The 18,780-nt window shown below is 58.1% G+C and carries 20 protein-coding genes; 6 read left to right on the forward strand and 14 right to left on the reverse strand.

The window, feature by feature from the left end:
• Positions 1-33 precede the first annotated feature (33 nt).
• Complete coding sequence (locus A7P99_RS06010; RefSeq protein WP_067447724.1) at positions 34-549, forward strand: hypothetical protein; 516 nt, start codon at positions 34-36, stop codon at positions 547-549.
• Between the two features lie 53 nt (positions 550-602).
• Here the strand turns inward: A7P99_RS06010 and A7P99_RS06015 are convergent, their stop codons facing one another.
• From A7P99_RS06015 to eno, 4 genes are all read right to left on the reverse strand, one after another.
• Positions 603-1,481, reverse strand: a complete 879-nt coding sequence (locus A7P99_RS06015) for a YicC/YloC family endoribonuclease (RefSeq protein ID WP_067528399.1) — start codon at positions 1,479-1,481, stop codon at positions 603-605.
• Between the two features lie 66 nt (positions 1,482-1,547).
• Positions 1,548-2,420, reverse strand: a complete 873-nt coding sequence (locus A7P99_RS06020; RefSeq protein WP_067447720.1) for a DMT family transporter — start codon at positions 2,418-2,420, stop codon at positions 1,548-1,550.
• A 562-nt stretch (positions 2,421-2,982) separates the two neighbouring features.
• Positions 2,983-3,291 carry a cell division protein FtsB gene (gene ftsB, locus A7P99_RS06025; RefSeq protein ID WP_067528397.1) on the reverse strand — a complete coding sequence of 103 codons (309 nt, stop codon included), beginning with the start codon at positions 3,289-3,291 and terminating at the stop codon, positions 2,983-2,985.
• 14 nt (positions 3,292-3,305) lie between these two features.
• Positions 3,306-4,592: a phosphopyruvate hydratase gene (gene eno, locus A7P99_RS06030; protein ID WP_067686932.1), complete on the reverse strand. Its 1,287-nt coding sequence runs from the start codon at positions 4,590-4,592 to the stop codon at positions 3,306-3,308.
• 299 nt (positions 4,593-4,891) lie between these two features.
• On the opposite strand from eno, the gene A7P99_RS06035 reads away from it, so the two are divergent.
• The 4 genes from A7P99_RS06035 (at position 4,892) to A7P99_RS06050 (ending at position 8,050) form a co-directional block, all read left to right on the forward strand.
• On the forward strand, positions 4,892-5,629 hold the full coding sequence (locus tag A7P99_RS06035) for a methionine ABC transporter ATP-binding protein (protein ID WP_067686935.1): 738 nt from the start codon (positions 4,892-4,894) through the stop codon (positions 5,627-5,629).
• A gap of 1 nt (position 5,630) precedes the next feature.
• Entirely contained in the window at positions 5,631-6,311 is a 681-nt protein-coding gene (locus A7P99_RS06040) for a methionine ABC transporter permease (RefSeq protein ID WP_067686938.1), read from the forward strand.
• Between the two features lie 46 nt (positions 6,312-6,357).
• A complete protein-coding gene (locus A7P99_RS06045; RefSeq protein ID WP_067686941.1) occupies positions 6,358-7,269 on the forward strand; it encodes a MetQ/NlpA family ABC transporter substrate-binding protein in 912 nt (303 codons plus the stop codon).
• A gap of 364 nt (positions 7,270-7,633) precedes the next feature.
• Positions 7,634-8,050, forward strand: a complete 417-nt coding sequence (locus A7P99_RS06050) for a YidB family protein (RefSeq protein WP_067447709.1) — start codon at positions 7,634-7,636, stop codon at positions 8,048-8,050.
• Positions 8,051-8,302: 252 nt separating this feature from the next.
• On the opposite strand, the gene folB is transcribed toward A7P99_RS06050, so the two are convergent.
• Complete coding sequence (gene folB, locus A7P99_RS06055; protein WP_067447707.1) at positions 8,303-8,668, reverse strand: dihydroneopterin aldolase; 366 nt, start codon at positions 8,666-8,668, stop codon at positions 8,303-8,305.
• Between the two features lie 57 nt (positions 8,669-8,725).
• On the opposite strand from folB, the gene plsY reads away from it, so the two are divergent.
• The gene (gene plsY, locus A7P99_RS06060) at positions 8,726-9,346 is read left to right on the forward strand and encodes a glycerol-3-phosphate 1-O-acyltransferase PlsY (RefSeq protein WP_369799382.1); all 621 of its coding nucleotides are present in this window, start codon (positions 8,726-8,728) and stop codon (positions 9,344-9,346) included.
• 69 nt (positions 9,347-9,415) lie between these two features.
• On the opposite strand, the gene hpnE is transcribed toward plsY, so the two are convergent.
• The 9 genes from hpnE to A7P99_RS06105 form a co-directional block, all read right to left on the reverse strand.
• Positions 9,416-10,720 carry a hydroxysqualene dehydroxylase HpnE gene (hpnE, locus tag A7P99_RS06065; protein ID WP_067686944.1) on the reverse strand — a complete coding sequence of 435 codons (1,305 nt, stop codon included), beginning with the start codon at positions 10,718-10,720 and terminating at the stop codon, positions 9,416-9,418.
• Positions 10,717-11,568 carry a presqualene diphosphate synthase HpnD gene (gene hpnD, locus A7P99_RS06070; protein WP_067686947.1) on the reverse strand — a complete coding sequence of 284 codons (852 nt, stop codon included), beginning with the start codon at positions 11,566-11,568 and terminating at the stop codon, positions 10,717-10,719. Before hpnD ends, hpnE begins: the two co-directional genes overlap by 4 nt.
• A 104-nt stretch (positions 11,569-11,672) precedes the next feature.
• Positions 11,673-12,521 (reverse strand): DUF2262 domain-containing protein, encoded by an 849-nt coding sequence (locus A7P99_RS06075; RefSeq protein WP_067686950.1) that lies wholly within the window; start codon positions 12,519-12,521, stop codon positions 11,673-11,675.
• A 291-nt stretch (positions 12,522-12,812) separates the two neighbouring features.
• Positions 12,813-14,333 (reverse strand): amidophosphoribosyltransferase, encoded by a 1,521-nt coding sequence (purF, locus tag A7P99_RS06080; protein WP_067447699.1) that lies wholly within the window; start codon positions 14,331-14,333, stop codon positions 12,813-12,815.
• 4 nt (positions 14,334-14,337) lie between these two features.
• Positions 14,338-14,844, reverse strand: a complete 507-nt coding sequence (locus tag A7P99_RS06085; protein ID WP_067447697.1) for a CvpA family protein — start codon at positions 14,842-14,844, stop codon at positions 14,338-14,340.
• Positions 14,844-15,869 carry an SPOR domain-containing protein gene (locus tag A7P99_RS06090; protein WP_067447695.1) on the reverse strand — a complete coding sequence of 342 codons (1,026 nt, stop codon included), beginning with the start codon at positions 15,867-15,869 and terminating at the stop codon, positions 14,844-14,846. Before A7P99_RS06090 ends, A7P99_RS06085 begins: the two co-directional genes overlap by 1 nt.
• Positions 15,870-15,875: 6 nt before the next feature.
• Positions 15,876-17,183 (reverse strand): bifunctional tetrahydrofolate synthase/dihydrofolate synthase, encoded by a 1,308-nt coding sequence (folC, locus tag A7P99_RS06095; protein ID WP_067686951.1) that lies wholly within the window; start codon positions 17,181-17,183, stop codon positions 15,876-15,878.
• A gap of 247 nt (positions 17,184-17,430) precedes the next feature.
• Positions 17,431-17,835 (reverse strand): DUF302 domain-containing protein, encoded by a 405-nt coding sequence (locus tag A7P99_RS10240; RefSeq protein WP_067447692.1) that lies wholly within the window; start codon positions 17,833-17,835, stop codon positions 17,431-17,433.
• 510 nt (positions 17,836-18,345) lie between these two features.
• On the reverse strand, positions 18,346-18,702 hold the full coding sequence (locus tag A7P99_RS06105; RefSeq protein ID WP_067440574.1) for a hypothetical protein: 357 nt from the start codon (positions 18,700-18,702) through the stop codon (positions 18,346-18,348).
• Between the last annotated feature and the right edge of the window lie 78 nt (positions 18,703-18,780).

Consider the following 18,780-nt stretch of genomic DNA (forward strand, 5'->3'; position numbering starts at 1 on the left):
TACCCCACCGTTCAACTACCACAAGGACACCCCATGCTCCGCCGCCTCACCGCCATCGCCGCCCTCCTCATCGCCGGCCAAACCTACGCCCAAAGCTTTATCGCCGACACCATCCCCTACTCCCCCGAAGCCAAAGTGGCCGACCGCATCCGCCAAGAATGCACCGATTTAGGCGCAAACTTCAGCCGCAAAATCATCGAGCAAGCCAAAGCCGGCGGCATCGAACTGCAGGCCACCGGTGCCGACAGCCTCGCCGGACAGCCCAACCGTCTCGAAGTGCAGATTACCGACGCCCGCAGCTACGGCAGCGCCTTCACCGGCCACTACAAATCCATGCACATCCGCCTCACCCACTACGAAAACGGCCAACAAACCGCCACCACCGAGCTTTCCCGCCGCTCCCTCGGCGGCATGGGCGGCATGTTTAAAAGCTCCTGCTCCGTGCTCGAACGCGTAACCGACACCCTCGCCAAAGACACCGCCGCCTGGCTGAAAAACCACGCTGCCTCCGCAACCCCCACCGCCAGCGAAGCCTCCGGCGCAGTATAAACCTAAAAGGCTACCTGAAAATTTCAGGTAGCCTTTCTTCGTCTGCACAAACATCACTCAATATTCTGCACCTGCTCACGCATCTGCTCGATGAGCACTTTCAGCTCCACCGAAGCCTGGGTGCATTCGGCGGCAATGGATTTGCTGCCCAGCGTGTTGGCTTCGCGGTTGAGTTCCTGCATCAGGAAATCCAGGCGCTTGCCGATACTGCCTTTGGGCTGGCTGCTCACGATGCGGCGCACTTCGGCAATGTGGGTGCGCAGGCGGCTGAATTCTTCGTCCACGTCTGCCTTCTGCATAAACAAGGCAAACTCTTGCTGCAGGCGGTCGTTTTCCACATCGCCCACGGCTTCGCGCAGCCGTTGGCGCACTTTGTCCATATGCTGTTGCAGCAACTGCGGGAAAGCTGCAGCCAAAGCGTCCAGAATCTGCTCCATCTGTTGCAAACGCTGCAGCAGGTGCTGTTGCAGCTGCTCACCCTCGCGGCTACGCGCTTGGTTGAAGGCAGCCAACACTTCGTTTAAGAGCTGCAGCACGGTTTCGTCTAAATCGTCTGCTTCTTCCGCCGGAGCGGCCAGCACGCCGGGAAAGGCAAGGATGTCGCCTACGCCCAAACAGTGGATGCCAGGATGTTTCTTACAGATTTTATTGTTGATTTTAGCCAGCCAGCCAACCAATTTTTTGTTCAGCCGCAATTCTTGCTCGCCGCCGGCCTGCTCGCCGTGGCGCAGTTGGATGCGGCATTCGATTTTGCCGCGTGCAGCGTGGGCCGACACGGCTTCGCGCAATGCCCCTTCGAGGTGGCGCAGGTCTTCTGGCATTTTGAATTGGATGTCGAGATAGCGATGATTGACCGCGCGCAGTTCGATATACAGGCGTTTGCTGCCATGTTCGGCGCTGCCGTTGGCAAAACCGGTCATGCTATTAATCATAATTTTCTCCTTTAAATACAGTGGATAAATTGTTCGCCTTGCTTTCAGGTAGCCTTTAAGCCCCCTTTATTTGCCCTTGGCAAAACTGCCCAATACGCCGGCGCACACGATAACCAGCATACCAATGATTTCATGCCAGCTGGTGCTGTCACCCAACCAGAAAATGCCCAGCAGAGTGGAAAACACCACCGTAAGGTAGGACAGCGAAGCCACCGTGAGCTTGCGCCCCACTTGATAGGCGCGGGTCATCGCCAGCTGGCCGAGCGTACCGGCGGCGCCTAGGCCGAGCAGATAGGGCAGCGATTGGGCGGTGGGCAGCTGCCAGCCGTTGATGCAGGCCAATATGCCCGACATGGCAGTGGCCACACAACAGAAATAAAACACCACTCGCCAGCTGGGCTCGCCCAGCTGCGAGAGTTCGCGCACCTGCAAATACGCCCAGCCGGAACACACGCCGGAAATCAGGCCGATGAGGCCGGCAATCTGCTGCTCGGCGGCAATAGTGGGCTGGAGTAGGATGATGATGCCGCCGAAGCCCATCAAGAGCGCGGCCAGCATTCGCGGGGCAATTCTTTCCTTAAGGAAGATGAAGGAAAGCAAGGCCAAAAACAGCGAAGAAGTGTAATTGAGCGTGATAGCGGTGGCCAGCGGCAGGCGGGTGAGCGCGAAAAACGAAAGCAGGAGCGCCACTGAACCGGTAATGCTGCGGTTGAGGTGCGATTTCAAATAGGGCGTGCGGAAGGGCTTGTTGCGCCACCATTCAGGCAACCCAATAGCCACGAGGCCAAACAGCATGCGCCAAAACACCAGCTCGTTGAAACTGAAGCCGAAACGGCTGCCGGCGGCTTTAGCAAACGCACCCATCAAGGCAAATAGGGCGGCAGAAACCACCATCCAACCAGAGCCCAGGTGGTCACCGCGCAGAGAGAGATTGCTCATAACATTCCAAAAAACAAAATTAATATGCTCAGAAGTGTGATGATGCCACATCCATTATAATGATGGATTAACAAAAATCAGAACAAGGAGACGAAGCAGCAGACAGTACAGATAGTACGGCGAGGCAACGCAGTACTGGTTTAAAGTGAACCCACTATACTTCATACTGCTGCAGCATGCGGGGCACACTAGACGGATTCTCACACATCATGCTTGCGGCAGCCACGTTGTTGATGCATATCTTGCTGCTGAAAATGCCGTCCCAACTGTTGGGCGAAATCTAACAGTTGAAACACTCCCTCCAGCCAGTTGGGCGTGTTCAGCTTAACCACAAATCTTCCTTCTTCCGCTGCTGCCTCAAAATGATACGGCTGCAAACTTTATTTGATTTTATTGATAGTTTGCCACTTGGCAACGGAGGATTGGGCGTCAAGGGAGAAGTCTAGGTAAACAGTTAGGAGCTCCATGATTGCCAGTGGCTGATATTCTGTTTGCTATGGCAGAAATATTTTCAGGTAGCCTCTTGCAGACAGCAGGCTACCTGAAAAACTATTAAAACATATTATTCGGCAACCGTTTCACTCTCTGCCGCTGCCTCGGAAGCGGGCAAAATGCGGTAATACACTTCGCCCGGCCCCACATAGCCCAAATCGGTGCGTGCAATTTCGGCAATGGCATCTTTCCCGGTGCGCAGGTTGTCCACTTCGGCGGCCAAAGCCTGATTGCGCAACACCAGGCTTTGGTTGGCCTGCCGCTGGTTTTCAGCTTCAGCCTCCAGCCGCCACATATCGCGCCAGCCGCCTTTGGCCAGCCACAGATCATGTTGCAGCCACACCAGCGCCACGGCCAGCACCACGGTTACCCATTTCATGTTTCAGGTAGCCTTTAGCGAGCCAAATGGTAAAACGCAGCTTGGCCGGGATAATAAGCAGCTTCGCCCAGCTCTTCTTCAATACGCAGCAGCTGGTTGTATTTGGCCATGCGGTCGGAGCGGGAAAGCGAACCGGTTTTAATCTGCATGCAGTTGGTGGCCACAGCCAAATCGGCGATGGTGCTGTCTTCGGTTTCGCCGGAGCGGTGACTCATCACGCTGGCGTAGCGATTGCGTTTGGCCAGCTCCACGGCTTTCAGGGTTTCGCTCAGGGTGCCGATTTGGTTCACTTTCACCAGCAGGGCGTTGGCAATGCCTTCTTTGATGCCTTCGGCCAGGATTTTCGGGTTGGTAACAAACAAGTCGTCGCCCACCAGCTGCACTTTACCGCCAAGCTTGTTGGTGAGCAGCTTCCAGCCTTCGCGGTCGTTTTCGTCCATGCCGTCTTCAATCGAAACAATCGGATAGCGGGCGGCCAAGTCGACCAGATAATCGGCAAATTCGGCGCTGGAAAGCGCTTTGCCTTCGGCGGAGAGGTGATATTTGCCTTCTTTATAAAACTCGCTGGAAGCGCAATCGAGCGCGAGCAGCACGTCTTTGCCCGCTTCGTAGCCGGCAGATTTCACGGCTTCCAAAATCAAATCCAAAGCTTCGGCGTGGCTGCCCAAATTGGGGGCAAAACCGCCTTCATCGCCCACAGTGGTAGGGAAGCCTTTATCGTGGCAGATTTTTTTCAGGTGATGGAACACTTCTGCACCGCAGCGCAAGGCCTCGCGGAAGCTGGCTGCGCCTACCGGCATAATCATGAATTCCTGAATATCCAGGCTGTTGTTGGCGTGTTCGCCACCGTTGATCACGTTCATCATCGGCACCGGCATCGCCATCGGCCCCGCGCCACCCAAATAGCGGTAAAGCGGCAGACCGGCATCTTCGGCGGCTGCACGCGCCACAGCCATGGATACGGCCAAGGTAGCATTGGCGCCGAAGCGGCCTTTGTTTTCCGTGCCGTCTAATTCCACCAGCACTTTATCGATATAGCTCTGTTCGGAAGCGTCAATGCCGATAATGGCTTGGGCGATTTCGTTGTTCACATGCTCCACGGCTTTCAGCACGCCTTTGCCCAAATAGCGTGCGGCATCGCCGTCGCGCAGTTCCAGCGCTTCTTTCTGGCCGGTGGAAGCGCCGCTGGGCACGGCCGCGCGCCCCATCACGCCGCTTTCCAGCAACACATCGCATTCTACGGTGGGATTGCCGCGTGAATCGAGAATCTCGCGGGCAAAAATATCAATAATGGCGCTCATGCACTCTGCTCCAAAAAGTTAGTTGGCTGAAGAAACGGCGGCTCACCCGCCAAAATGGCAAGATTATACCCGAAACCGGCGAGCTTGAAACACAGCCCGGCAAACAGCCGCTCTTGACAAAACCCATATTTGGGCATTAAATACGCCATCATTATTTACGCCGATTTGATACAGCTTGCGGGCGTTAAAACAGCTAAAGCGTACTATTTATAACACGCACCTCTGTTTTAAGCCCATTGTTGATTCAGTGGGCTTTAAATCTTTGCAGCCGCAGAGTGAGGCGGCCATACAACAACATCATGATTATTCTGGATTCCGTTTGTAAAAGCTATCATCACGGCAAAAGCAACCAATTCATGGCCGTGCATCCCTTAAGCCTGAGCATCGACCAAGGCGAGGTGTTCGGGCTGATGGGCTATTCTGGCGCGGGCAAATCCACCCTGCTGCGCCTGATCAACCTACTGGAACGCCCCGACAGCGGCAAAGTGCTGATTGACGGCCAAGACCTCACCGCCATGAGCCCCGCCCAACTGCGCACCGCCCGCCAAAACATCGGCATGGTATTTCAGCAGTTCAACCTGCTCGCCAACCGCACTGTGGCCGGCAACGTAGCCTTCCCGCTGGAGATTGCCGGGTGGAGTAAAAACAAAATCAACGAACGCGTGCGCGAATGTTTGCAAATTGTCGGCCTGTCCGACCGCGCACAGCACTATCCCGCCCAACTTTCCGGCGGACAGAAACAGCGCGTGGGCATTGCCCGTGCGCTCGCACCCAACCCGAGCGTGATTCTGGCCGACGAACCCACCTCCGCGCTCGACCCGGCCACCACCCGCAGCGTGCTCGACTGTTTGCAAGACATCAACCGCCGTTTCAACGTAACCATCGTGATCGTTACCCACGAAATGAGCGTCATCCGCCGCCTGTGCCGCCGCACCGCCCTGCTGCATCAAGGGCATTTGCTGGAAGTGGCCGACGTGCGCGACAAGCAGATTCTGGCGCATACTGATATCGGGCGCGAATTGGTACAGGAGGATTGAAATGGGGCAGCAATACGATATTTGGGAAAATCTGATGCGCCTGCGGCCGGAGTTTTACAAGGCCTTCGGCGAAACCGCCATCATGCTCGGCATTTCCGGCATTGTCAGCATCATCATCGGTGGCCTGCTCGGAGTATGGCTCTACACCACCGGCAAAAATCAGATTTTTGCCAACCGCCGCGTGAACCATATTTTAGGCTTCACCATCGACTTTATCCGTGCCTTCCCCTTCGTCATCCTCATGATTGTGATGATGAAACCCACCCGCATGATCATGGGTACCACATTCGGCCCGGTGGCCGCCTCTATTTCGCTCAGCGTGGCCGCCATGTTTTATTTTGCGCGGCTGGTGGAGCAAAATTTGGCCGAAGTGCCTAAAGGTGTGGTGGAAGCCGCGCTGGCCATGGGTGCCAAACCCATAACTATCATCACCAAAGTTTTGCTCAACGAAGCCCGTGCCGGCCTCGTACGCAGCATTGCCATCCTGATTATTGCTACGCTGGGCACCAGTGCTGCTGCCGGCTTAATCGGCGGCGGCGGCGTGGGCGACCTTGGCATCCGTTACGGCCATCAGCGCTATATGGCTGATGTGTTATGGGCAGTAGTAGCCCTACTCTCGGCCTTAGTGGTCTGCATCCAAACGCTCGGCAACCATTTAGCCGCCCGTTTAGACAAACGCTAATCCGTTTTTTCTCAACCTGTTTATCCATTGTATAAGGAGACACTCAATGAAAGCATTATGGAAACTCACCTGCGCCGCCGTGCTGGGCATGACCCTGGCCGCCTGCGGCGGACAAGACAGCGGCAGCGGTGCACAAGCATCCGCCGCCTCAGCCGGCAGCCAGCCAGCCGCCGAAGCCAAGCGGGAAATCCGCTTCGGCACCACCCCGGGCGACTTTGCCGACATGATTAAAGACCAAATCCAGCCCATGCTGGAAAAACAGGGCTACACTGTTACCCTTACCGAGTTCCCCGACTACGTTACCCCCAACCAGGCACTGGCCGAGGGTGCGATCGATATCAACATTTTCCAGCACAAACCTTATCTGGACTCCTTCAAGGCCGAACACAACCTCGACCTGACCGAAGTATTCCAAGTGCCGACTGCTCCTTTGGGCATCTACCCCGGCAAGCTCACCGCACTGGATCAGGTGAAAAACGGCAGCTCCGTTTCCATCCCCAACGATCCGTCTAACCTTGCCCGCGCTTTGGTAATGCTCGACAACCTGGGCTGGATTAAACTGAAAGAGGGTATCGACCCGCTGCGCGCCGCCCGCACCGATATTGCTGAAAATACCAAAAATATCGAATTCGTGGAAATGGAAGCCGCCAACCTGCCGCGTAGCCGCCAAGACGTAGACTTCGCCATCGTAAACGGCAACTACGCTATGTCTTCCGGTATGAAACTGGCCGAAGCCCTGTTCCAAGAGCCCAGCTTCGCCTACATCAACTGGTCTGCCGTGCGCACTGCCGATAAAGACGCACAATGGGTACAAGACGTAACTGCCGCCTACAATTCCCAAGAATTCAAAGACTACGCGCACAAACGCTTCGTCGGCTACAAATATCCTGCCGTATGGGGTGAAGGCGCAGCCGCCGCTTCTGCAGCAGCCGCCTCTGGCGCATCTACTGCTAAATAAGCAACGCGGATAAAACCACAGCCGTTTCAGGTAGCCTGAAGCGGCTGTTTTTAATTGAGAAAAAGGCTACCTGAAAGCCTCCGCTTCCGCGAGGCTGAAATGCGGAATGGCATCAGTTTTCAGGTAGCCTACGCCATATCGCGGCCGGTCATGAAACCGGCTTCTCCAGATATCGGTTACCGCCCCGCTATGAAAGGCTACCTGAAAACCGTAGGGCCACGTTTTCTGTCTGCAAACCGTCTTGCCAAACACCCTCTATGAAGCGGTTTTACCATACCGTTCGCTAAATCTAGTTAAGCCCGCCCCCGAGTAGCCTAAACTTTGCTACACTGCGCCCATTTTCACTCTAACACAAGGAAAAATCATGACTTTAATGGACAACCTGATGAACGCGGCCAGCCAGATGCTGGGCGGCAAAGACGGCGGCCAAGGCTCGCTCACCGATATGGCGATGGATTTGGTGAAACAGCACGGCGGCGTGAGCAACCTGATTAGCCAGCTGCAACAAGGCGGCTTGGGTGATGCCATCAGCAGCTGGGTTTCCAACCAGTCCGACAATATGCCCGTGTCCGGCAGCCAACTGCAACAAGCGCTGGGCAGCGACACCGTAAACCAGCTGGCGCAGAAATTCGGCGTGGATGCCAACCAGGCAAGCGAGATGCTGGCTAAAATCCTGCCCAACCTGGTAGACCACGCCACCCCCAACGGCAGCGCGCAAGACGCAGACGGCTTCGGCCTGGATGATGTGGCTTCCATGCTGCTGAAAAACTTTATGAAATAAACCAAAAGCCGTCTGAATGTTCAGACGGCTTTTTTAGTTGTGAGGCTACCTGAAAGCACAGCTTAGGCGAAATTTAAACGGCGAGATGGTAGAAGCCGGCGCTCCATACTGCGTTAGCCCGCTTAGCAGAGGGGGAAATACTTTGGCTATAGCGGATTAAAATCAGAAGGGGACAAGGCGGCGAGCCGCAGACAGTACAACCAGTACGGCAGGCAACGCCGTAGCATTCTGATCTTAATCCACTATATCTTTTCAGGTAGCCTCTGCCCTGCCCCGCTCCATCACCACGCCCACCGATGCCACGCCGGGCAGGATGCCGGGTTTCACCGCCTTAATCCGCACGCTCTCGCAGGAAGGGAAATGCTTGAGCAGCAGCTGCGCCACATAGCCTGCCAGCGCTTCCAGCAGGAAAAACTGCTGGCCGGCCAAAGCTGCCGTTACCAGCTCCGCTGCCTCGGCGTAGCTGATCGTATCGGCCACGTTGTCGCTCTTTTCCGCCGCGCCCAAATCGGCGCAGATGTCGATATCCAGCAACACGGTTTGCGGCTGGCGGCGTTCCCAGTCGAAAACGCCGATTAGGGCTTGGGCTTTTAGGCCGTGCAGAAAAACGGTATCCATGCTGTGCTTGTCCTCGTGATAGAATCCGGCTCGTTTGTTTGAATGTGAAAAAATCTTATGGCTGACATCTTGTCTGTGTGGGGCTTGGCCGCCGTGGTCGCCGCCTACTTAATCGGCTCGCTCTCGTTTGCCGTTATCGTATCCAAATTCTACGGGCTGGACGACCCGCGCAGCTACGGCTCGGGCAATCCGGGCGCCACCAATGTTTTGCGCAGCGGCCGCAAAAAAGCCGCCGCGCTCACGCTCTTGGGCGACGCGCTCAAAGGCCTGGTGGCCGTGCTGCTTGCCCGATGGCTGCAATCACATTTCGGCCTGGCCGACGAAGTGGTGGCCGCCGTGGCGGTGGCAGTGTTGGTAGGGCATATGTGGCCGCTGTTTTTCGGCTTCAAGGGCGGCAAAGGCGTGGCCACCGCGCTGGGCGTGCTGCTGGCTTTGTCGTGGCCGGTAGCACTGATTTGCGCGGCGGTGTGGCTGATCATGGCCTTCGGACTGAAAATTTCCTCACTGGCCGCACTCACCGCCACCGTAATCAGCCCGCTAGCCGCCATGTTCTTGGTGCAACAGCCTTCCTGGCAGGCGGCCATTGCCGTGATTGCCGCGCTGGTGCTGCTGCGCCACCGCAGCAATATCCAAAACCTGCTCAGCGGCAAGGAAAGCAAAATCGGCTCGGGCAAATAGCAGCGCTACCTACCCGATAGAGGCTACCTGAAAAGTTTCAGGTAGCCTTTTGTTTAAATAGCATGGTTTTTAGTCAGCTTGCTCCCACCCCGCATCTTTCAACAGCAAAGCCGCGGCCTGCCGGCCGCTTTGCACGGCAGCTTCCAGCGTGGCGGGGTAGCGCGGGTGGAGGTAATCGCCGGCGAGATAGATATGCTGATGGCGCAGCCAGGCGGTGGGTATGGCAGGGTTATCGGTGCGGCTGGCGGCGGTGGCGCGTTTTTCGGTGATGATCTGAGCAGTAGCTGGGCGCGGCAGGTGCGGGCAAACGCGCCGCAAATCGTGCTGTACGCGCCTGATCCACTCTTCGCGGCTGAGTTTGCCGTATTGATCAGACAGGGAAATCACAGCGGATACTTCGCCACGCCCGAAGCCGAGCGCATAACGATCGATAAACCATTGTGCCGTGCCTTCGGCCAGGCCGGTAATCGGCGCGGGCAGCTCTGGCGCAACGGGATAACGCAGATACACGGTGGTAATGGCGTGGTAGGCCAAGGCATTCAGCGCAGCGGCAATCTCGGGCGGGGCGGCCTCGGGCAACAGGGGCGGCACATGATAGGGCGCAACGGCCAACACGGCGGCATCGAAGGTTTCGCCGTTCACCAATAGGCTACCTGAAAGCGTTTGCTCAATCTGCGGCACGCGCGTTTCCAGCCGGATTTGTCCGCCATATTTTTGCAGGCGGCGGCACACCGGCTCGGCAAACAGCTGCCCCAAATCCTGCTTGGGCAGCAAGAAATCGCTGGCTGCACGCTCCGCCCACACGCCATCGCGCAACACATTTTGCAGGCGTTGCAGCGAAGCCTGTCCCAAAGCGGTGTTCATCGCACCCCACACCAAGGGCTGCCAAAACTGCTGCTGCAAACGGTACGACACCTGCTGCTGCCGCAACCAGGCAGCCACGGGAACATCTTCCGTCAAACGCAGGCTTTGCAAGGCACGCATTTGGCGCAGCAGCGCCGTTTTCTCACCCCAGCCGATACCGCGTGCACCCAGCACACCGGCCAACAAATGCAGCGGCGCGCTCAGGCGGCGGGCGGTAAATTGCAGGCCGTCGGCCAAATGCCAACGCAGCGGCAGGCGCAAAAACGCCTCTTCTTCGCGCACACCGCAGCGTGCCAGCACATCCAGCACCTGCCGATACGCGCCTACCAAAATATGCTGGCCGTTGTCAGCATGGGCAAAACCGCTGCCGCCGCCCAACGCGCGGGCGCGGCCGCCGCACTGCCGCCCGGCCTCAAACAGGGTGATTTGCGCCCGGCCACACAGCGCTTCCGCCGCCGAAAGCCCCGCCCAGCCGCCGCCGATAACCGCCACACGCGGCTCGGCGCTCATGGCTTAAACCCCAAAAGCCAGGTTTTCAGGGCAATCCGTGCCTTACGCGGCTTCGGAATCGCCAGCTTGTAACGCAGCACATTGGCTGCGCCGTCGCGCTCGATTTCGTTTAAGAGCACGTAGTAGATGGCGGCCATTACCAGCCCGGCCTTCTGGCCGCGCCGCTCAGCAGCAGGCAGCAAGGCCACGGCTTCACGGTAGGTTTGGCGGGCACGGGCTACCTGAAAAGCCATCAGCTCGGCAAACTCTTGGCTGTTTCGGCGTTGCAGCAAATCGGCGGCGGGCACGTTGAAGCGCTGCAAATCTTCCACCGGCAGGTAAATCCGCCCGGCCACCGCATCTTCGCCCACGTCGCGGATGATGTTGGTGAGCTGCAGGGCCAAGCCCATTTTGTCGGCATAATCCAGCACGGCGGCATCTTGAAAACCGAGGATGCGGGCAATCAGCCGCCCAACCACCCCGGCCACGCGCTGGCAGTATTGCTGCAAGGCGGCAAAATCGGCATAACGCGTCGGGGTTAAGTCCATTTCCACGCCGTCAATCACGGCAGTCAATTCGTTTTCAGGTAGCCCGTAGGCCGGCGCCACTTCGCGCATGGCCTGATTGACCGGATGCTCCGGCAAGGCCGCACCGTGAAACACCTTGGCCGCATCCTGCCGCCACCAAGCCAGCGTTTGCGCCACCACGGCCGGGTCGGCACAATCGTCCGCCACGTCGTCGAGCTCGCGGCAATAGGCATACAGCACAGTCATGGCGCGGCATTTTTCCGGCGGCAGAAAGCGGAAGCCGGCCAGAAAACTGGAGCCGCTCTCTTCGGCTTTTTGGTGGCAGTAGTCGTAAGGGGTCATAAAATTGTAATAACCTAATGTGTAGTCAAACTTTAAGGCTACCTGAAAGCGCGAGCTTCAACGAATTTGAAACGAGCACCGCGAGTTTCTGCGAAGCGAAAACCTCAGCCCGCAATATACGCATCATCCGGCTCGCCGTCTTTCCCGCCTTCCACCAGAATCACGTGTCCGAAAAACAAATCGCCATCGTCGTAGTAGGCAGTGAACCCGTCCTCCTGCAATGCGAGCTCGGACAATTCCATACAACGCGCAAACGCTTCAGCATCCAGTCTTTCCGGCGGCACGACTGGCTCGTCGGTTTCCTCCTGCCAGTTTACCGCGTCTTCCAGCAGCTGTTCGGCGGCAAACCGGCGCCAGCGATGGTCGAATTCAGCGGCTTGGCTGTGCAGGCGGCGCAATAGGGCGAGGGCTTGATTGGCACTTTCTTCATGGCCGGCATCGACATCAAGCAAAATATGCACTTCCTGCCCCAGCCAATCAGCATGGCCTTCAAAGCTGGCAAAATCGCGGTTGAGGGTAAATTGGCCGATGCCCGGCTCGTTCAGCACCACCGGCGTCAGATAATGTTCCAGCTCGGCCTGCAAGGCGGGCGAATCCGGGTTTTCTTCCAAGATTTCCAACAGCATAAAGCAAGGCATGGGAAAGTCTCTGTCTTCACGCTGCGGCCGCACGCGCAGGCGGTAGATGCAGTTGGGGTGCAGGGAAAAGCGGTAGTGTTCGGGGGCGGTACTTTCCACCAGCCATTCGAGCCGCACGGTTTGGCGGTAGCATTGGCCGTCGGCATCGATATAGGCGGCACAATGGCGGCTGGCCGTCCACAACACATCGCGCCCACCCTTGCCCGCACCGCCGCCGCTACTGCTGTCGGTAAGCACCAGGATTTCCTGCTCCTGCGGCTGGTAGAGATTATCGAAGGTTTGCTGCTCTTGGCAGATACGTTTTTTGTTACTCATCACTTGGTCTCCTGAGGGAAAGGCTACCTGAAAACGGAGCTTCAACGAAGTGGATCAGTGTTTTCGTAACTAAGGCTGAATTGCTGCGTGGTGGTATAGTGAATTAAAATAAAATGGGACAAGGCGGCGAGCCGCAGACAGTATGCGTAATACAGCTAGGCAAGCCAACGCAGTGGCATTCTTATTTTAATTCACTATAAAAGGCACATTATCCGGTTTTCAGGGCTACCTGAAACCACCCTCCTCCACCAAACCAAAGAAGCCGGCCTCAAAGCCGGCTTCCGCCATTTGCTATTCCCGTAGCGAATCCACACGGATGCCGTGTTCCATCTGGCCAGCAGGGGCCGTGTTGCTGTCTTTTTTACGTTCAAGGTGTTTCAGGTAGCCTTCGTCGATGTCACCGGTCACGTAGCAGCCGTTGAAGCAGGAGCTGTCGAAACCTTCGATGGCAGGATTGAGTGCTCGTACCACGTTCTCCAAGTCGCCCAAATCTTGGAACACTACGCCGTCGGCGGAGATTTCGATGGCGATTTGTTCGATGTTGCGGCCACTGGCAATCAGCTCGTTGCGAGTGTGCATATCGATACCATATACATTGGGGTAGCGCACTTCGGGGGCGGCGGAGGCAAAATACACTTTCCGTGCTCCGGCGGCGCGCACCATTTCCACAATCTCGCGGCTGGTAGTGCCGCGCACGATGGAGTCGTCTACCAGCAGCACAGATTTGCCAGCAACTTCGCTGTCGATGGGATTGAGTTTCTGGCGCACGGATTTTTTGCGCGTGGCTTGGCCGGGCATAATGAAGGTGCGGCCGATGTAGCGGTTTTTAATAAGGCCTTCGCGGTAGGGCTTGCCCAGGTGCATGGCCAGCTGCAAGGCGCTGGGGCGACTGGTATCGGGAATGGGCATCACCACGTCGATTTCGTCTGCCGGCAGGCTGCGTTTCACTTTTTCAGCCAGGGTTACGCCCATATCGAGCCGCGCTTGGTACACCGATACGCCGTTCATCACGGAATCGGGGCGGGCGAAATACACGTATTCAAACAGGCAGGGCAAAAGGCGCGGCGCTTCGGCGCATTGGCGGCTGTGAAACTCACCATTAAAACCGATAAACACAGCTTCGCCTGGCGCAATATCGCGCACCAATTCGTAGCCCAGGTTGGGGAAAACGATAGATTCGGAAGACACTATATAGGCAGTGCGCCCCGCTTCGTCGGTGTGCTTGCCCAACACCAGCGGGCGGATGCCGTTCGGGTCGCGGAAGGCGAGCATGCCGTAGCCGGCAATCAGCGACACCACGCCGTATGCGCCGCGCACTTGGCGGTTGAGCGCAGCCACAGCATCAAACACATTGGCCACTTCCAGCTTGCTGCGGCTGCCGATCACGTGCTGCAGTTCGCTGGCCAATACGTTGAGCAACACTTCGGAATCTGAGCCGGTGTTGATGTGGCGCAGGTAGCGGCGGCACAGATTGGCATTGAGTTCTTCGGTATTGGTGAGATTGCCGTTGTGTGCCAGCACGATGCCGAAGGGCGAATTCACATAAAAGGGCTGCGCTTCAGCGCTACTGGCAGCATTGCCGGCGGTGGGATAACGCACATGGGCGATGCCGGCGTTGCCCACTAGGTTGCGCATATCGCGTGTGCGGAACACGTCGCGCACCATGCCGGTGTCTTTGTGCATATGGAGCATCTCGCCCTCGGCGGTTACGATACCGGCAGCATCCTGCCCACGGTGCTGCAACACCTGTAAGCCGTCATACAGCAACTGATTTACCGGCTCAAAGGCCACCATGCCCAACACGCCACACATAAACTCACTCCCCCGGCTCTTGCCGGTAGTCGACACGATCCGCCATAAACGGCGGCAGATACGGCACGGCCAATTGGGCCAAGCCCTCGAAAACAAATGCGGTTTGCGAATGCCGCCATTCCTCGCTCTTTGGCAAATCTGTAAACGCGCAAACCAACACCGCCAGCGTTACTGCCAACACTCCTTTCACCGCGCCGAACACGCCGCCGAGCAGGCGGTTTGCCCCGCCCAGCCCGGCCGCTCCGGCAGACGAAGTGAGCACGGTTTGCAGCAGACGGAACAGTAGCCGCGCCAGCAGAAACACGCCGATAAACGCCACCACCACCGCCAGTGCATGCGGCTTGAGGCTACCTGAAAGCCAGTCGCCCACCAGTGGAGCAAGCAGCTTGGCCGCCAGCAGCGAGCCCAGCCAAGAAACCAAGCCCACCAATTCGGCCACCACTCCGCGAAACAGCGAAATCAAGGTAAACGCCGCAATCACCAGCAGCGCGAGATAGTCAAACAGAGTCATCAGCGCTCCAGCAGGATGCCATCCAGCCCCTGCGATTTAATTTTGCCCATTGCTTGGCCGGCGGCCTGGCGGTTGGGATATGAGCCGGTGCGCACGCGGTAGAGTGCGTTGCCGCCTTTGTTGGCCGGCGGTGCCACATAGGCGCTCACGCCCGCATCGGCCAGCCGTTTTTGCACGGCGCGTGCCTGCTCTTCGGTGGTGTAAGCACCCACCTGAATCACCATGCGCCGCTCCGTCTGCGCCGCTTGATTATCGGCAGCTTTGCCATTTCCAGCCACATGGTTGGCAGCGCGGTTATTCAAAATATCTTCCGGCGAGAGGTGGTTGCCGTTTGGCTTACGCTCCTGCCGGCGTTCGACGGGGCGGCGGCGCTCGGCTGGTTTCTGTTCAGTCGGCTTCGGTTCGGCCGGTTTGCTTTCGGCACGGCGCTCATTCGACTGCACAGCCGGCGTTTGCGGTTTCACGCCCTCGGCGCGGCGTGGAGTTTCCGGCACAGCAGGTTTGGCCTGCGGCTGGGCCGCCGGTTTATTGTTTTCTGCCTGTTGCGCGCGCGGCTCGGCAGGCACCGGCTTGGCTTCTACACGCGGCTGCGGATTGGCTGCGTTGCCGGAGTTGGCCAGCGGGTTGGGCAGCACCGTGGTGCGTGCCTCCACCGGCTTGGCCGGCTGCACGGGCTGCGGCGCAGGCGGAGCAGGCTCCACAACCACTGCTTCCGGCTCAACAACCGGTGCCGACACAGGCTGCGGCTGCATTTCCACCGAAGTATCAGCACCGGTCGGCACTTCGGCCACCGGCTCGGGCAACGGCTGGGTTTTCACCACCATGGAAGCCGCAGTTTCGCTGCCGCCGCTCACGGTGATTTCGCCCGGTGCGGCAGTATTTTGGCTGCTGCCCATCACTTTGGCCAGCAGCAGCGCCACCACCGTGGTGAGCAGCAGCGCGCCCACCAAGCGGCGGCGGTTTTTGCGCTTAATCTGCTCGTATTCTTCCAGATGGCGCCAATTCGGGTTGGATTGGGGTGGCATAATTCCTTATTCCTGTTGCGGTGCGCCCATCACTTCGGCCACCGTGTGAAACGAACCAAATACGACAATTCTATCATTTTCCCCCGCCTCCGATAAGACAGCGCGATAGGCCTCGCCCACGCTGGCAAACAGGCGAACATTGGCCGCACCAGCCGCTTCCAGATGCTGCCGCAATGCTTCCGCCGAAAGGCCGCGCGGCAGCGGCAGCGGGGCGACCAGCCATTCGTCGAACTGGTCTTGCAGCAGGGAAACTACGGTATTGATATCTTTATCGGCCAACATGCTGAACACCGCCAGCCGCTTTTCGGCAAACGGCAGCGCCATCAGGCTGCGGCGCAAGGCGCGGGCGGCGTGCGGATTGTGGCCGACATCCAAAATAGTGAGCGGGCGGCCGGGCAACACCTGGAAACGACCGGGGTGGCTCACCAGCAACAGCCCGCGTTTGATGGCGCCGATATCCACCGGCAGCCGTGCATTCAGGCATTCGAGCACGGCCAGCGCACAGGCGGCATTGCCCAGCTGATAGCCGCCGCGCAGGGCGGGGAAAGGCAGCGCGTTGCGGTTGCGGCTACCTGAAAACAGGCGGCTGTGCTCAGGATGGAAGTGAAACGACCATTGCTGCTGCTCCAGCTTGCTGAAGCCGAAATTGCGCCCGGCCAACAAGAGGTCGGCACCGACAGCTTCGGCGTGGCGACGCAGCGATTCGGGCGGCGGGTTTTGGGCGCATACGGCGGGTTTGCCCGCGCGGAATACGCCCGCTTTTTCAAAGGCCACCTGCTCAACCGTGTCGCCCAAAAAGGCTTGGTGATCCAAATCCACCGACGTTACCACCGCTACGTCGCCGTCAAAAATATTCACCGCGTCCAACCGGCCGCCGAGCCCGACTTCCAAAATCATCACATCGGCTTCGGCGCGCCGGAAAATATCCACGGCGGCCAAGGTATTGAACTCGAAATAGGTGAGTGTAGTATCGCCGCGTGCGGCCTCGATGCGCTCGAAAGAGGCGGCAATGGTTTCATCGGCAGCAGGTTGGCCGTTCACGCAGATACGCTCGTTGTAGCGCAGAATGTGCGGGCTGGTAAGCATGCCGGTTTTGAACCCGGCGGCGCGGTAGATGCTTTCCAAAAAGGCGCACACCGAGCCTTTGCCGTTGGTGCCGGCCACCACGATCACGGGGCATTGCGGCTGCAAACCCATCCGCTCTTTCACCGCGCGCGCACGCTCTAAGCCCAAATCAATGCTGCCATGGCTGTGGGCGGTGCCGCCGGTATAGGCGGTTTCGAGGTGGGCAAGCCATTGGGAAAGTGTTTTCATTTGTTCAACCTTGTTTGAGGGCTACCTGAAAATGCCAAACGGGTTTTCAGGTAGCCTGTATGCCGGTAAGGGCGGCTTGGCAAAGGCTAGCTGAAAATAACGGTGTCGGTCGGCATTATTGTGCCAAGCGCTTACTGGCCGGGTTTTGAGCGGCGTTTTCAGGTAGCCTGATTTAAACGAAGGCTACCTGAAAACGGTTAAACCTTTTCAGGTAGCCTTTTGCCGCCGCATTATACCGCAGCAAAATTCAGCCCGGCACACTCTCCAGCGCGGCGGCAATCAGTGTGCCCGTGGCGGCATCGATTTGCGCGGCAGCAGTTTCGGCCGCATCCAAACCGCGCCCCGCCACCAGCGGCAACACGCGGCGGTACAGCACCTGCACGCGGCCGTTTTGCTCGTACACCAACACTTTCAGCGGCAGCTCGGCGGCCAGCAGCAAATCGGCCTGCATCAGCGGCGTGCCTTTGGCCGGGTGGCCGACAATCAGCAGGCTGGCGGGCGCCAGCGGCAGGCCGTGTTCGGCGGCCAGCGCAGAATGCGGGATTTCGGCAAACAGGGTAATCTGCTTGGCGGCAAAAGCCTGTTTCAACACGGCCAGCGTTTCGGCAAAACCGAAACGGCTGGGCAGGATAAGGTGGTTGGGATTGGTCATAGGGTTGAGTCCTGTATGCAATGGAAAAGCCAATAAAGTATGCCGCATTGACATGGCTGTTGTTAGCGAAAATCCTGTATATCCACCGGCTTGCTCCGTTTCTTCCGCACCTGCCCCAACGCGCCCACACACGCAGGCGGCGCAGGCCTTCGGCATCGGCGGAATCCGGCCACACGGCTTGGTAAATCTGCCGGCCGCCGTCGGTTTGCCAGCGCAAGAGTTGCAGCCACGGCAGCACCACGCCGCCGCGCAGAGTGGCCGCCACGGCAATTTGCTGCGACTGCAAAAACAACACGGCCTCGCCGCCACTGCCCACTGTGAGGCTGCCGATTGGCAACAGCCGGCGCAGGGCATACCAAGCGGCGGAAGCAGTGAGTGCGAGGCCGATCAGGCGCAGCCAACCAGCGAAATACAGCAGCCAGATAACGGCCAGCCACACCCATGCAGCCAACTGCAGCACGCGTTGCAGCCGCGAAGGCCGAAAGGCTACCTGAAAAGGCTGCATGGCGGCTACATCATGTTGTCCACCACGGGGCTGACGCGGATGTCATCGTCATCCGTATCCAGCACCATGTCGTGGAATTCGAGATCGAAAAAGCGGGTAAACAGCTCGGGCGTGAGCTCCGGCCATTGCTCCTGCGGCACCTCCCACGAAGCAATCTCGCCGCTGAACACCTCGCGCCAGCGTTCGCCGAACAAGCCGGCGCTCTCTTCGGGTGTATCAGCCTGCGCCAACAAATATACGCTGCAATTGCTGCGGATTTGGGCAAGGGTGAGGTCGGGCAGGTCGTCGCCGGTGCTTTTGAGCCAGGCGAGGAAGGCTTCGGTGGGCTTCACCACCACGGCGCTGCGGTCTACAAAATACATGGTGTTTCCTTGGGTTGGTTTTCGTGGTTTCAGGTAGCCCTTAAACAGATACTACAGGCTACCTAAAAACGTACAGTT

The organism is Eikenella sp. NML120348 (assembly GCF_001648435.1).
GTDB lineage: Bacteria > Pseudomonadota > Gammaproteobacteria > Burkholderiales > Neisseriaceae > Eikenella > Eikenella exigua.